This is a genomic window from Haloferax marinisediminis (assembly GCF_009674585.1).
In the GTDB taxonomy this organism is placed as follows: Archaea; Halobacteriota; Halobacteria; order Halobacteriales; family Haloferacaceae; genus Haloferax; species Haloferax marinisediminis.
On sequence record NZ_WKJP01000001.1, the window covers coordinates 907,156 to 920,372 of the forward strand.

At 61.6% G+C, this 13,217-nt stretch carries 11 protein-coding genes; 5 read left to right on the plus strand and 6 right to left on the minus strand.

The window, feature by feature from the left end; translation table 11 throughout:
• Window positions 1–50 precede the first annotated feature (50 nt).
• Window positions 51–1,745 (minus strand): aldehyde ferredoxin oxidoreductase family protein, encoded by a 1,695-nt coding sequence (locus GJR98_RS04700; RefSeq protein WP_151135945.1) that lies wholly within the window; start codon window positions 1,743–1,745, stop codon window positions 51–53.
• Between the two features lie 162 nt (window positions 1,746–1,907).
• Here GJR98_RS04700 and GJR98_RS17915 point away from each other — a divergent pair, with 162 nt between their 5' ends.
• Window positions 1,908–2,087, plus strand: coding sequence for a hypothetical protein (locus GJR98_RS17915; protein ID WP_151135947.1), 180 nt, complete (start codon window positions 1,908–1,910; stop codon window positions 2,085–2,087).
• Between the two features lie 21 nt (window positions 2,088–2,108).
• Here the strand turns inward: GJR98_RS17915 and GJR98_RS04705 are convergent, their stop codons facing one another.
• From GJR98_RS04705 to GJR98_RS04715, 3 genes are all read right to left on the minus strand, one after another.
• Window positions 2,109–4,016 (minus strand): cation:proton antiporter domain-containing protein, encoded by a 1,908-nt coding sequence (locus GJR98_RS04705; protein ID WP_151135949.1) that lies wholly within the window; start codon window positions 4,014–4,016, stop codon window positions 2,109–2,111.
• Window positions 4,017–4,145: 129 nt separating this feature from the next.
• A complete protein-coding gene (locus GJR98_RS04710; protein ID WP_151135951.1) occupies window positions 4,146–6,149 on the minus strand; it encodes an AMP-dependent synthetase/ligase in 2,004 nt (667 codons plus the stop codon).
• Between the two features lie 94 nt (window positions 6,150–6,243).
• Window positions 6,244–7,152, minus strand: a complete 909-nt coding sequence (locus GJR98_RS04715; protein ID WP_151135953.1) for an MBL fold metallo-hydrolase — start codon at window positions 7,150–7,152, stop codon at window positions 6,244–6,246.
• A gap of 112 nt (window positions 7,153–7,264) precedes the next feature.
• Here GJR98_RS04715 and serS point away from each other — a divergent pair, with 112 nt between their 5' ends.
• Window positions 7,265–8,650 carry a serine--tRNA ligase gene (gene serS / locus GJR98_RS04720; RefSeq protein ID WP_151135955.1) on the plus strand — a complete coding sequence of 462 codons (1,386 nt, stop codon included), beginning with the start codon at window positions 7,265–7,267 and terminating at the stop codon, window positions 8,648–8,650.
• 93 nt (window positions 8,651–8,743) lie between these two features.
• On the opposite strand, the gene GJR98_RS04725 is transcribed toward serS, so the two are convergent.
• Window positions 8,744–9,091 carry a nuclear transport factor 2 family protein gene (locus tag GJR98_RS04725; RefSeq protein ID WP_151135957.1) on the minus strand — a complete coding sequence of 116 codons (348 nt, stop codon included), beginning with the start codon at window positions 9,089–9,091 and terminating at the stop codon, window positions 8,744–8,746.
• Between the two features lie 108 nt (window positions 9,092–9,199).
• Between GJR98_RS04725 and GJR98_RS04730 the strand changes: the two genes are divergently transcribed.
• Window positions 9,200–9,697 carry a DUF367 family protein gene (locus tag GJR98_RS04730; protein ID WP_151135959.1) on the plus strand — a complete coding sequence of 166 codons (498 nt, stop codon included), beginning with the start codon at window positions 9,200–9,202 and terminating at the stop codon, window positions 9,695–9,697.
• Window positions 9,698–9,724: 27 nt separating this feature from the next.
• Here GJR98_RS04730 and GJR98_RS04735 read toward each other — a convergent pair whose 3' ends face one another.
• Window positions 9,725–10,087 (minus strand): DUF5518 domain-containing protein, encoded by a 363-nt coding sequence (locus GJR98_RS04735; protein ID WP_151135961.1) that lies wholly within the window; start codon window positions 10,085–10,087, stop codon window positions 9,725–9,727.
• 144 nt (window positions 10,088–10,231) lie between these two features.
• On the opposite strand from GJR98_RS04735, the gene GJR98_RS04740 reads away from it, so the two are divergent.
• A complete protein-coding gene (locus tag GJR98_RS04740; protein ID WP_151135963.1) occupies window positions 10,232–11,257 on the plus strand; it encodes an NOG1 family protein in 1,026 nt (341 codons plus the stop codon).
• Window positions 11,258–11,431: 174 nt separating this feature from the next.
• The gene (locus tag GJR98_RS04745) at window positions 11,432–13,195 is read left to right on the plus strand and encodes a PAS domain S-box protein (protein ID WP_151135965.1); all 1,764 of its coding nucleotides are present in this window, start codon (window positions 11,432–11,434) and stop codon (window positions 13,193–13,195) included.
• The last annotated feature ends 22 nt before the right edge of the window (window positions 13,196–13,217 follow it).

A 13,217-nucleotide genomic window follows, 5' to 3' on the forward strand; every position in this document is an offset into this window, starting at 1 on the left:
TTGAAAATTCGAAGTATATGTTTTCTGGAGGCGAGAAGAGCGGACTGTTTTCAGTCGTCCGCTGGCGCCGCTCCACTCACGCCGTCGACTGCCGATTCCGGCACGACACCGTCCTCACTCCACCCGCGAATCTCGTAGTACTTCGAGAGCGCGTGCGGGAAGCCGGGGATGTCGAACGGAAGCACGTCGTCGCTCCGGTCGAACCCGCGCTGGTTGTTGAAGTGGCGTTCGAGGGTGACGATGCGTTCGCCGATGTCCTGGAGGTGGTCGTAGGTCGTGTCGAACAGGAGACCAAGCAGTTCCTCGTCGATGAAGTCGCGGGAGAACTTGCAGACGACGCCGCTGTCGAGGACGGCGTTGTGGTTCTCTTTCTCCACGAGACGCTGTGGTTTCCCGTCGAATCCGTTCGGCGGCATCGCCTTCGACTTGTGCACGTAGGGGTACTCGATGGCGTAGAACGAGGCGTACATGTGGTCGGCCCCGCGGTTCGAAGTCGCAAAGGAGAGGCCCTGTCCGTGGAGATGGCGGCCGTCGTGTGCCGGGAACTCCATGCCCTTGACCGTCCAGTCGGTGACGCCGAGTTCGTCGGCGACACGGTGGGTTCCCTCTGCGAGCAGGTCGCCGACGCCCTCGCGGTAGCCGATTTGTTCGACCAGTTCGTGGATGAGGTCGACGTTGCCGAACTCGTCTTCGGCCATCAGGTAGGCCGCGATGGTGTCGCCGGCGGAGATGGTGTCGAGGCCGAGGCGGTCACACAACTCGTTGGACTTCATCACGGCGACGACGTCGTCGACGTCACAGTTCGACCCGAAGGCCATCGACGTCTCGTACTCGGGGCCTTCTGTCTCGATGCCCGACTCCTCGTCGCGCGTCGGGAGTTTGCACGCGAAGGCACACTGCGAACAGGTTCCCTTCTTGTACTTCTTCGACTCCACGGCGTCGCCGTTGATTCCCTCGATCCCGTCGAACTGACGTTCGGTGAAGTAGCGCGTCGGGAGGGCCTCGACGGAGTTCGCGTAGTCGGCGCCGGCGTTCGTGCCCTGTCGCTTCATCGTGTGGTCCGAGGTCGCAGCGTTGCGGTGGACGTCCATCGTCTCGCTGGGGAACTCGAGTTCCACGCCGGGGGCGGCGTCGCCCGCGAAGGTGACCACTTTGAGGTTCTTCGCGCCCATGACCGCGCCGAGGCCGCCGCGGCCGAACGCGCGCGATTCGGTCGTCATCACGCACGCGAACCGGACGAGATTCTCACCAGCCGGTCCGATGCAGATGAGTTGCTCGGCGTCGAGACCCCACTCTTCCTCGGCGTACTCGGTGACTGCAGGAACTTCCGCGCCGTCGAGTTCGGGTACTGGCTCGAATTCGACACCGTCTGGTCGGACGTGAACTGCGAGCAGTTCGTCCGCCTCGCCGGTGAACTCGATGGCGCTGTAACCTGTTCCGACGAGGTGTCGTGAGAGGAACCCGCCGGCGTTCGACGAGACGATGCCGTTCGTCAGCGGTGAGACGCCCGTCAGGTTCACCCGGCCGGTGAAACTCATCCGAGACTGTTGCATCGGTCCTGCAGCGAGAACGAGTCGGTTCTCCGGTCCGAGCGGGTCGGCGTCGAACGGAACGCTGTCGTGGACGAGTTTCGTGGCGACGCCCCGTCCGCCGAGGTACGATTCGAGAATGTGGTCGATATCGCTCGTGTCGGCCGTCCGTGCCCCGAGGTCGACCGAACACAGCGGGCCCTCCGTGTGTCGCATGGTCGTCCTTAGACGACCTAGTGAATAATCGTTAGTGTCGGTGCCATTCACGCGATTCGTGTTCGGCGTGCGTCACGAGCCCTGTATAGTTCGGCCAACTATAATGAACGTACATGCATCTTTCGTCACGTTCATACTGGAGAGGTGAAGACTAGTCTGACGATGAATCTCTCGACGACTGTACTGACAGGGGTGGTTATGGTTCTCGCTGCGGCCGGTGCCGCGTCGGTGGGAGTCGTTCCGAGACCCGACCTCGGAGCACCTGTCTGGTACGTACTCGTCGCGCTTACGGTGGGATACTGGGCCGTCTTTCTGCGGTGGGCCCGACGTTCTGCGAACTAAAACGGTCGGCGAGGACGGTGACTATTCGGGGTGGACGAGTCTCTCTGCGGTGCGGACGGCGTCGCGCCCACCGATGATAGTGATACGGTCACCCTCCTGCAGGGTGAAGTCGGCGTCGGGGACGTTCGTGTCGCCGTTTCGGGAGACGAGCGCGACGAGACAGCCACTCGGGAGTTCGGGGCCGACTTCGCGGATGGTCCGCCCGATGAGGCTCTCGGCGGTGACTTCGACTTCTTGCACGTCGCCCGAGCGGCCGATTTCGCCCATCCAGTTGGACATCGTCGGGCGCTCGATGTAGTTGTCCATCGCCTGTGCGGTTGCGATGGTCGACGAGATGGTCCGGACGCCGAGTTCTTCGAACGCATCCACGTTGTCCGGGTTGTTCGCCCGTGCGAGCACGTTCTCCGGTTCGAACTTCGAGTTCGCGAGTTGCGAGACGAGCAAGTTCACGTCGTCGTCACCGGTGGCGGCGACGACGACTTTGGCGTTGCCGGCGCCCGCCGACCGGAGGACGTCCGTGTCGGTGCCGTCACCGTGATGCACGGTGAACCCTAGATTTCGGGCGGTCTGGACTACTTCCTGGTTCTCTTCGATGAGAACCACGTTCTCTCCACGGTCTTCGAGGCGTTCGGCGAGCGCACGGCCCACCTTCCCGCCTCCGATTACAAGTACACGCATTGGTATGACGTCGAGGTATTCTGCTATTTGGCGAGCGAGTCCGGCCTCGAAGAGGACAGTCATGAGGATGACTAAGAAGACTGTCCCGACGAGAACCGAGGCACTCTCGTTCAGGACGGCGGCCTGTTGGGTCATCCCTTCGGCGGCGAGTCGCGTCGCTTCCTCACGGAAGGCGATGGCGAACAGGGTCGCAACCGACGCTGGGATAATCCCGCGCGGGCCGACGAAGCTCATGAAGAGCTTCTCTCCTCTGGTGAAGCGGTCACCCGCCGTCGAGACGAAGACGAGAAGCGGGCGGATGACGAGTGCGACGGCGGCGACGACGGCGAGACCGCCGACGCCGAGTGCGAGGAGGTTCTCGAAGTCGAGCAACGCCGCGAGGGCGATGAAGACGAACGAGAGGACGAGCAAGGTGATGTCACCTTTGAACGCCGAAATCTCCTTTTCGTACGGCACGTCGGCGTTTCCGAGGAGGATACCGGCAGTCGCGACGGCGGCGATGCCAGCCTCGGTGGCGACGAAGTCGGCCGCGCCGTAGGACACGAGTGCGCCCGCGAGGACGAGCAACCGGGCGTTCTGCGGGGCGTTTCCGGGCGAGAGGTCGACGTACTGAAGCGCGTAGTACAGTGCTCCCGCGACGATTGCACCGACGATGACGCCGACACCGAGTCGCTCGGCGAACAGCGTCACGAGCGCGTTGGGACTGCTGACCCCTTCGAGAATCGCCTCGAAGATGACGACAGCGACGATAGCGGCCGTCACGTCGTTGACGATTCCCTCGGTGTCGAGTGCCGCGCCGACGCGGTCACGAACCGGGACGACTTCGAGAATCGGTGCGATGACCGTCGGACCGGTTGCGACGAGCAGCGCACCGACGAGGAACGACACCGCCCACGGCGCACCGAGCGCGTAGTGGACGACGAGTCCCGTCCCGATGAAGGAGATAACCGCTCCTACCGTGACGAGACGGAACGTCGCCGAGGGTGCCTCGCGGAGTTTGTCGATTCGAAGGTGGAACGCTCCTTCGAACACGATAATCGCGACTGAGAGCCCGACGATTGCTTGCAGTGCATTCCCGAACGAGTCGGGAGAGATGATGCCGAGGACCTCGGGGCCGAGTAAGATTCCTGCCGCGATGAGAAACACGACACTCGGAATCCTAAACCGGTCCGAAAGCACCTGCGAGATGACGCCGATGCCGATGATTGCGGCGACGAGCGGGATGAGATTCGCTCCTCCTGCTGCGGCCACCTATATCGCCTCCATTGATTCGGTCCATGTGTCGACGGAAGATAAAACCATACATCTCCGATGGCATTTCCGCGTTCTTGCCGGAACGTTCGTGCAGATATATGGGGAAAAAGTTTAATCTGTCAGATTTTACTGTGTCGCGGCCTGGTCGCTCCCGGTTCGCTCTTCGGTTCGGTGGTCTGACTCCTCGTAGATGAGCGACACCTCGTCGGCATAACGGTCGAGGATGTTGCGCCGTTTCTTCTTCATCGTCGGCGTCATCAGGTCGTTGTCTTCGGAGAACTCCTCGGGGACGATGCGGAACTGCTTGATCTGTTCGTAGGACTCGAAGTTCTCGTTCGCCTCGTCGACTTCCTGTTCGATTCGTGCTTGGACTCGGTCGTCGCGGCAGATTTCCTTCGGGTCGTCGGGGAGGTCGATTCCTTCGGCGTCGGCCCACTTCTGGAGCCCATCGAAACTCGGGACGATGAGCGCAGAGATGAACCTGTGACCGTCTCCAAGAACCATACACTGCTCGACGATTGGTGACGAGGCGAAGGCATCTTCGATGGGGCCGGGTGCGACGTTCTTGCCCGTCGAGAGGACGAGAATCTGCTTGGCACGCTCCCGGAAGGTGATGTAGCCGTCGGGCCGGAGTTCGACCACGTCGCCGGTGCGGAACCAGCGGTTCCCGTCGTCGTCTTCGACGAACGCCGCCTCGGTCTCTTCGGGGAGGTTCCAGTAGCCACTCGTGACGTTCGGCCCGCGAACGAGTAGTTCGCCGACTTCGCCGCCCGCAGCACCCAGTTGGTCACCGACGACCGTCTTGTCGAGTTTGAGTTCGACGTCCCGGAGCGGGTAGCCGATGGTGCCGATTTTGGGTTCTTCTGGTGGGTTGACCGTGATGACGGGCGACGTTTCGGTGAGGCCGTAGCCTTCGTAGATTGGCAGCCCCATCGCGTGGTAGAGCGCACAGAGTTCCGCCGAGAGACTGCCACCGCCACTGATGAAGAAGTCGAGGTTGCTACCGAGTGCGTCTCGGACCTGCTGGAAGACGAGTCGGTCGGCGAGACGATGCTTCAGTGTGAGACCGATGCCCGGCGACTCCGTCGTGTGGTACGTTTGGCCGACGTCGACGGCCCACTCGAAGATGCGCTGTTTGACGGGTGATTCGCTCGCCTGTGTTCGAATGGCGTCGTAGAGTTTTTCGTACACTCGGGGGACGCTCGTCGCGCTCGTCGGCCGAACGAGTTGGAAGTCCTCGCGGAGCGTGTCGGGACTCTCTGCGTAGGCGACGGACCCGCCCGCCGCGAACACCAGGAAGTGGCCGGCCATCCGCTCGAAGACGTGTGCAAGCGGGAGGAACGAGAGGCCAACCGTGTTGGTTCCGAACACCGGCAGGCCGTCCTTGTCTGGGCGGGGACCGAACCGTCGATACGCCTCGTTGACGTTCGACCGGAAGTTCCAGTGGGTGAGTTGGACGCCCTTCGGTTGGCCGGTGGTTCCGGAGGTGTAGATGAGACTCGCGAGGTCGTCTACGTCGCGCTCGTTCAGCCACGACTCGTACTCCGCCTCGTCGAAGACCTCCTTCCCCCGGTGATACAGTTCACCGAACGTCAGGATGTCGTCGCGGTCGTCGTACCCCTCGTACTCGTCGATGACGACGATGAATCTGAGGTCGAGGTCGTCTTCGACAGCGACCACGCGGTCTAAGAGTTCCTGATTTTCGACGACGACCGCGTTCGCGCCGGGGTCGGACAGGAGGTACTGCACCTGCCGTTCCGACGACGACGTGTAGACCGTGGTGACGACGCCGCCGGCAGCGAGAATCGCGAAGTCAGACTGTGCCCACTCCATCCGCGTGTGGGCGAAGATTCCGACACGGTCGTCCGTCTCCAAGCCGAGGTCGCGGAAGCCGGCGGCGAGGTTTCTGACGACGTCTCGCATCGACTCGTAGGTTAGCTCGCCGTAGTCGCCGCTGGGTGCCGCCGGCACGACGCCAGATTCGACGAGGGACCTGTCGTAGACCCCGCCTTTGTAGCGTTGTGCGACTCGCGAGGCGTTGCGGGCCGCGCTCTCTTCGAACATCTGTGGGAGAGTCGTCCGTGCGATGACAGGGTCATCGAACGCCGCCTCTGCGTCGCGCCAATCCATATCCTGTTACTAATGATTCAACATTTAAAACTATGCACGTTGAGTCGGTTGAAACCCCACAGTATCGAGGAAGGGAGTCGAAGGCGGCCGTTTTCTATTCTTCGTCGCCGATGTAGTCGAGGTAGCCGAGGACGCCGCGTGTGTTCAGTCGCTCTTCGTCGTGGGCTTTCCGGACGCCCCAGACCTCGTCCATCCGCGAGTGTTCGACGAAGTGCGAGATGACTGCCTCGTCGTCGTCCAGTTCCTCGCGTTTCTGTCGGATTGCTTCGACCCACTCGACGAGGACGCGTTTGTACTCCTCGGCGAACTCCTCCGAGTACGGGTGTGGCCCGAAGTGACCGAAACAGAGCGTCTCGGGGGCGATGTCTTCGACGGTTCGCACGTCGTCGAGCGCCTTCTCGAGGTGGAACTGCGCCGGCGGCGAGGTCTGTCGCAGCGTCTCCGTCTTCGGTTCCCAGATGCCCATCGCGTCGCCGACGAAGAGGACGTCGTCTCCGTCGTCGTGGAACATGACCTGATGCGGGGCGTGTCCCGGTGCGTGGTAGACGGTGAGCGTCCGGTCGCCGAGGTCGATTTCGTCACCATCGGTGAGCGGTTCCACGCGGTCTTCGTCGATTGGAAGCGGTTCGTCGTAGAAGCGCCACTGGTCTTCCACGGCCGCTTTCGTGCCTTCGACGAGTCGCGTCGGGTCGACGAGGTGAGGCGCACCGATTTCGTGTGTCATCACCGTGGCGTCCGGATACCGTTCGGCGAGATAGCCTGCGCCGCCGGCGTGGTCGAGGTGGACGTGTGTCGGGAGGATGTATTCCAGGTCGTCGACGCCGACTTCGTCGAGCAGTCCGAAGACTGCCTCACGGTCGGCGGCGATTCCAGTGTCGATGAGCGCCGGTCGCTCGGCGTCGATGAGGAACACCGACCCGTACTGTTCGACCTCGTACATTCCCGTATCCACGTAGTACACGTCCGTGCTGTTCGGCACGGGTTCGACGTCGCCAATGGCCATAGTTGACGGCCGTCGTGGGGGAGTAAAAGCGTTCGGTCGGTCGTGAGACACCGGTCGACCGGGACCCGCCGATGCGATACGATTTTGCCGACGGCCCGGGAACCACGAATCAATGATTGACAGGCAACTGCTCCGTGACGAACCGGAGCGAGTCCGTGATGCACTCACGGCACGCGGCATGGAGGACGTGGACCTCGACCACATCCTCGACGTGTACGACGAGTGGCGCTCGCTGAAAGCCGAAGGCGACAACCTTCGACACGAGCGCAACGAGGTCAGCCAGAAGATTGGCAAACTGAAACAGGAAGGCAAAGACGAGGAAGCCCAGCAGGCTATCGACCGCTCGGGCGAACTCAAAGAAGAACTGCAGGAACTCGAAGCACGGACGACCGACCTCGAATCGGAACTCGACCAGTCGCTCCTCGAACTCCCGAACCTCCCGCACGAGTCGGTCCCGCTCGGGACGGACGAATCGGACAACGAGGAGGTCAAGCGCGTCGGCTTCGACGACCTGCGTGAACTCCCTGACGAGGTGACGCCCCACTACGAACTCGGTGAGAACCTCGACATCATCGACGAGGCACGCGCCGCGAAGACGACGGGGTCGGGCTTCTACTTCCTCAAGGGCGAGGGCGCGATGCTCGAACACGCGCTCATCCAGTTCATGCTGGACGTGCACCGCGAACAGGACTACGTGGACCTGTTCCCGCCGATTCCGGTCAAGACCACCTCGATGCAGGGCACCGGCCAACTCCCGAAGTTCGCCGAAGACGCCTACCGCATCGGCGGGTCGGAGACCGAAGACTACGAGGACGACGACCTGTGGCTCTGTCCGACTGCAGAGGTCCCGGTTACGAACATGTACGCCGAGGAAATCCTCCTGAAGGACGACCTACCGCTGAAGCATCAGGCGTACACGCCGAACTTCCGTCAAGAGGCGGGCGAACACGGCACCGAGACGCGCGGCATCGTCCGTGTCCACCAGTTCAACAAGGTCGAACTCGTCAACTTCGTCGAACCCGAGGAGTCGTACGACCGTCTCGAAGCCCTCGTCGACGAGGCTGCCGAAGTACTCGACCGTCTCGGCCTCCCGTACCGCGTCCTCTCGCTCTGTACGGGTGACCTCACCTTCGCGTCGGCGAAGACGTACGACCTCGAAGTGTGGGCACCCGGCACCGAATCGGACGACAGCCCAGAGGGACTAGGTGGCCGTTGGCTCGAAGTCTCGTCGGCTTCGAACTTCGAGGACTTCCAGGCGCGCCGTGCAGGTCTGCGCTACCGCCCCGAGCGCCACGAGTCGGCCGAATACCTCCACACGCTCAACGCGTCGGGGACCGCTGTGGGCCGCGTGATGGTCGCACTCCTCGAATACTACCAGAACGAAGACGGCACCGTGGACGTGCCGGAGGCGCTCCAACCCTACATGGGTGGCCGCGAAGTCATCGAAGGCCACGAACCCGTCGGTGAGTCGGCCGTCGGCGCTGGCAAGAAAGACTGAGACTCCCGTCTCCGATTTTCCGTTACGTCCGTCGAACCTGCTGAATCTCTCCAGCGACGAGTGGCACCGAGTACAACACGTGGTCGACGCCGCTCAGTTCGGTGCGCGGGTGAACGTCCGTAACTCAGAAATTTTCCCGTCACGGGCACGAAACCGGTCGAGAAAGACGAACATCTCGTCTCCGGTACTGTCTTCGAGGTGACCATGGACGACGATTTCGTCGTCAGATTTCGACTGGACGTACCGGTCGATGACGTGTGTCGTGTCTTTCTGCGGTCGGTCGTCGCGCATGAACGAGACGAACTCCTCGCGTCCGTCGAGTGTCATGTCTCCCCGGTGTTGAACGAAGTTCGGGTCGAGGAGGTCCCGAAGCGACTCGTATCCGTGTTCGTCTATCGCCGTGTAGTACTGCCGTGCGAGATACGTTGCATCGGGATGCATACCAGTATATTGTCTTCTACCTAGAAGAATCCGCCGGCAAAATCGACTGTCACGTCGTGTGCTGCCTTCCTTCGGGACCCTTTTCTCTCGCACCTCCGTAGGCCGGGTGTGGACCTGCACGTTCGATACGAGGGTGACGACGACCCGAAAAAGTGCACGGCGAAGAAACTCGAACGGTTCGACATGGCGGCCCTCCACGGGTCGGACCGGGCGACACCGTACGGTGTCGTGCTCAATCCGCACGCGGAGAAGGCGCTCTCACCCGCCGACAAAGACACGGGCGCACTCGTCGCGCTCGACTGCTCGTGGGAGTCTGCTGGTGAGGCGATGTTCTCGCTCCCCGGTGAGCACCGTGCGCTCCCGTATCTCGTCGCTGCGAACCCGGTCAACTTCGGGCGGCCGATGCAGCTGACGACCGTCGAAGCACTCGCGGCAGCGCTCGTCATCTTCGGCGAGAAACCGCAGGCCGAAGAGATTCTCTCGAAGTTCCGCTGGGGGCACACGTTCCTCGAACTCAACGAAGAACCGCTGCGGCGCTACTCTGAGTGCGAGGATTCGACCGAAGTCGTCGAGATTCAGCGCGAGTACCTCGAACGCGGGGAGTGACACGCGAATCTCCCGGCAGCGCTCGTTTTACCCTTTCACCCACGCACCGACTGCCCCAGCGAGTGCGCTGTCGATGGCGAAGATGAGCGTCAGGATGATTCCGAGGACGAACACGCTGAGCCCACCGAAGAGACTCCCCAGTGGCCCGCCGGCGAGTCCGATGAGGCCGCCGAGAAACGCTGCAACGAGACTCACGACGATTCCGGAGATGGACCCCGCGACGAGGCCGTTCCACGCGCCGTTGCCGAGCGAGCCACCGGCGAGATAGCCTGTCGCGAACCCCCCGATGAGGCCGGCACCGATTTGCCCGACAATCGGGATCGCGAGGCCACCGGCACCGACGACGAGCATGACGACGAACCCGACGCCGACCGCTTTCCAATCAGTCATACCGCGGGATACTGCGTCATCGTGTAAGAACTTCGTGGCGGGGGACGCCACATCGTGTGGGCCTCTCGCACGCCTAATTCACCTCACGAGCGGCCGAGACCCAAACGAACGCCCTTTTACGCCTCGGCCGTGTAGCCGTGTCCAATGATTTTCGAGTCTCTCCCGACCACGCCCCGGTCGGACGAACTCATCGACAAGGCCTTTTCGCGGGCTGCACGCTCGGGGCGAGCGAAGCAGAACAAGTTGGAGGCTCAGCAGTCGATGCTTCAGACGGCGTCGAACATCCTCTCGGACAACCTCGAAAACGTCGTCGTCGAGTGGCCGGACTTCGAACTCGTCGACCCGTTCTACGGCGAACTCGCTGACGCGGTCGTCGCGCAGGCGGTGCAGGGCTACGAGACGGACACCGGCGAGACCATCGACGGCGTCGACGCCATCCGGAAGAGCCTCTCTGAGATTATGTGGGCATCGCGGCAAATCGACAACATCTCCCGCGAGTACCAGCCGAAACTCCGCAAGACGGACGCGGACCTCGCACGAAAACACCGCAAACAAGCGTTCGCTCGCATGGCGAGCGTCGTCGAGGAAGTCGAAGACGACCTGCTGTTCGTCGGTGCCGCCCGCGACGCACTGAAGAACCTCCCGGACATCCGCCCCGACGAACCGGCAATCGTCGTCGCAGGTTACCCGAACGTCGGGAAGTCGTCGTTCGTCAACACTGTCACCCGCGCGTCGAACGAGATTGCGCGCTACCCATTTACGACGAAGGGCGTCCAGATTGGCCACTTCGACCGCAACCGCATCCGCTACCAGATTATCGATACGCCAGGCCTCCTCGACCGGCCGGAAGACGAGCGAAACGACATCGAGCGACAGGCCGTCAGCGCCCTCGAACACCTCGGTGACGCCGTCATCTTCGTCGCCGACGCCAGCGAGGAGTGTGGCTACCCCATCGAATCGCAACTCGAACTCCGCGACGCCGTGCAGGCGCGATTCGAAGAGCGCAACATCCCTGTTCTCACCGTCTGCAACAAGAGCGACCGCTCGACCGACATGGAGGCCGACCTCTACATGAGCGTCGAGACGGGAGAAAACGTGGATGCAGTCCTCGACGCTGCCGCGGACGCCGTCGGGTTCGACCCCGACATCCCGCCGTCGCGTAACGAGTAACCACAGCTCGGCGGCGGCGTGCCATCCGAGTAGTCTCGGTGGAGCCGCACTCTTGATGAGGGACGTGTTCGAGGCCTTGTTACATCAAGGCCCTCGGCAGCGAAAGTTTCAGCAGTGAGAACTAGAGGCGTGCCCTTATCTGCTGTCTCTACACAGAAACGGCACCAAGCTGGTATGTACGAACCGATACACGTCCTTCACCTCGACGACAAGCCAGCGTTCGCTGAACTCACGGCGACGTTTCTCGAACGAGAAGAGGACTCTCTCACCGTCGAGACTGAACACTCGACGACCGAAGGCATCGACCGATTACGCGAGGACGACTTCGATTGTGTCGTCTCCGACTACGACATGCCCAAACAGGATGGTATCGAGTTTCTCAGAGCCGTTAGACGAGAATGTCCATCGCTTCCGTTCATCCTCTTTACGGGGAAAGGCTCCGAGGAGGTTGCGAGTGAGGCAATCTCCGCAGGGGTGACGGAGTATCTCCAGAAGGAACCCGGAACGAGTCAGTACGAAATCTTGGCCAATCGTATCACCAACTCCGTCGAGCAACGTCGGGCACAGGCTGCCGCCGCCGAGGCCGAACAGCGACTCCAGTCTCTCACAGGGAACACGAACGACATCCTCTGGATGTTCAACGGTGACTTTAGCGAACTGTTGTTCGTCAACTCACCGTACGAGGAAATCTGGGGGAGTTCTATCGAGGAACTTCGAGCGGACTCACTCTCGTTTATCGAGAACATCCACCCAGACGACCGAGAGATGGTGAGATACTATCTGGAACGGCTCTCTGCTGGCGAATCGGTAGACCATGAGTACCGAGTAAATGCCGCCGAAGGCTACAGCCGGTGGGTCTGGGTTCAAGGTGAGCCGATTTTCGACGACGATGGTGACGTCGTCCGAGTTGTTGGATTTGCTCGGGATATCACCGACCGAACCGAGCGAAAACGTGACCTCGAACGCTACGAGTCAATGGTCGAAGCCTCAGGTGACCCAATCTATACGCTCGACAGTCAGGGCCGGTTTACTACGGTAAACACCGCATTTTCTCAGTTGACTGGCTACAGTGGCGAGTCGATTGTCGGTAAACACGCTTCGGAGGTTCTCAGTGACGAGTACGTCGCAACAGGTGAGCAGCTCGTCAAATCGCTCCTGTCGTCTCCGAAGGACAACGCGACGTTCGAGTTGACGCTCCAGACAGCCACTGGAGAATCCATCACGTGTGAGAACCATCTCGCGTTGCTCCCGTTCGAGGACGAGTTCAGAGGTTCCGTCGGTGTCCTTCGAGATATCTCTGAGCGGGTCACACAGATACGACACCTCAGAAACGAACGTGACCTCCTCGACGAGTTCGCAGGCGTGGTCAGCCACGATTTACGAAGCCCGTTGACGGTGGCTTCGGGGAGACTCGCGTTGGCCCAAGAGGAGTTCGAAAGCGAGCACCTCGACGCGATCGCGAGTGCACACGACCGCATCGAGGGACTCATTCGAGACCTCCTCAACTTGGCTCGAGAGGGTGAGGAAATCGGTGAAACGGAGCCAGTCCGAGTTGCGGACATCGCCACACGTGGTTGGCACACTGTCGTGGTGAGTGGTGCTACGATTGCCATCGAAACCGACCGTTCGGTCGAGGCTGATGCCAGCCGATTCCAGCAACTGCTGGAGAACCTCTTCCGAAATGCGATTCAACACAGTGGTGGCGATGTCACGGTAACCGTTGGCGACATCGAAGGTGGGTTCTACGTGGCAGACGACGGTCCCGGGATTCCGGACGACGAGCGAGACCAAATCTTCAAAGCCGGGTACACCACCTCGACCGATGGGTCTGGCCTCGGATTGAATATCGTTCGAGAAATCGCCTACGCCCACGGGTGGGAAATCGAGCTTTCGTCCACCACAGACGGTGGCGCTCGATTCGAGTTCATCTACGAGTGAGTAGTTGGGAGGGCCGAAGGGG

Coding starts and splice junctions, on each gene's coding strand:
- GJR98_RS17915 (WP_151135947.1), top strand. CDS start 1,908: ATGAATCTCTCGACGACTGTACTGACAGGGGTGGTTATGGTTCTCGCT.
- GJR98_RS04715 (WP_151135953.1), bottom strand. CDS start 7,152: ATGGCCATTGGCGACGTCGAACCCGTGCCGAACAGCACGGACGTGTAC.
- GJR98_RS04700 (WP_151135945.1), bottom strand. CDS start 1,745: ATGCGACACACGGAGGGCCCGCTGTGTTCGGTCGACCTCGGGGCACGG.
- GJR98_RS04735 (WP_151135961.1), bottom strand. CDS start 10,087: ATGACTGATTGGAAAGCGGTCGGCGTCGGGTTCGTCGTCATGCTCGTC.
- GJR98_RS04745 (WP_151135965.1), top strand. CDS start 11,432: ATGTACGAACCGATACACGTCCTTCACCTCGACGACAAGCCAGCGTTC.
- GJR98_RS04725 (WP_151135957.1), bottom strand. CDS start 9,091: ATGCATCCCGATGCAACGTATCTCGCACGGCAGTACTACACGGCGATA.
- serS (WP_151135955.1), top strand. CDS start 7,265: ATGATTGACAGGCAACTGCTCCGTGACGAACCGGAGCGAGTCCGTGAT.
- GJR98_RS04710 (WP_151135951.1), bottom strand. CDS start 6,149: ATGGATTGGCGCGACGCAGAGGCGGCGTTCGATGACCCTGTCATCGCA.
- GJR98_RS04740 (WP_151135963.1), top strand. CDS start 10,232: ATGATTTTCGAGTCTCTCCCGACCACGCCCCGGTCGGACGAACTCATC.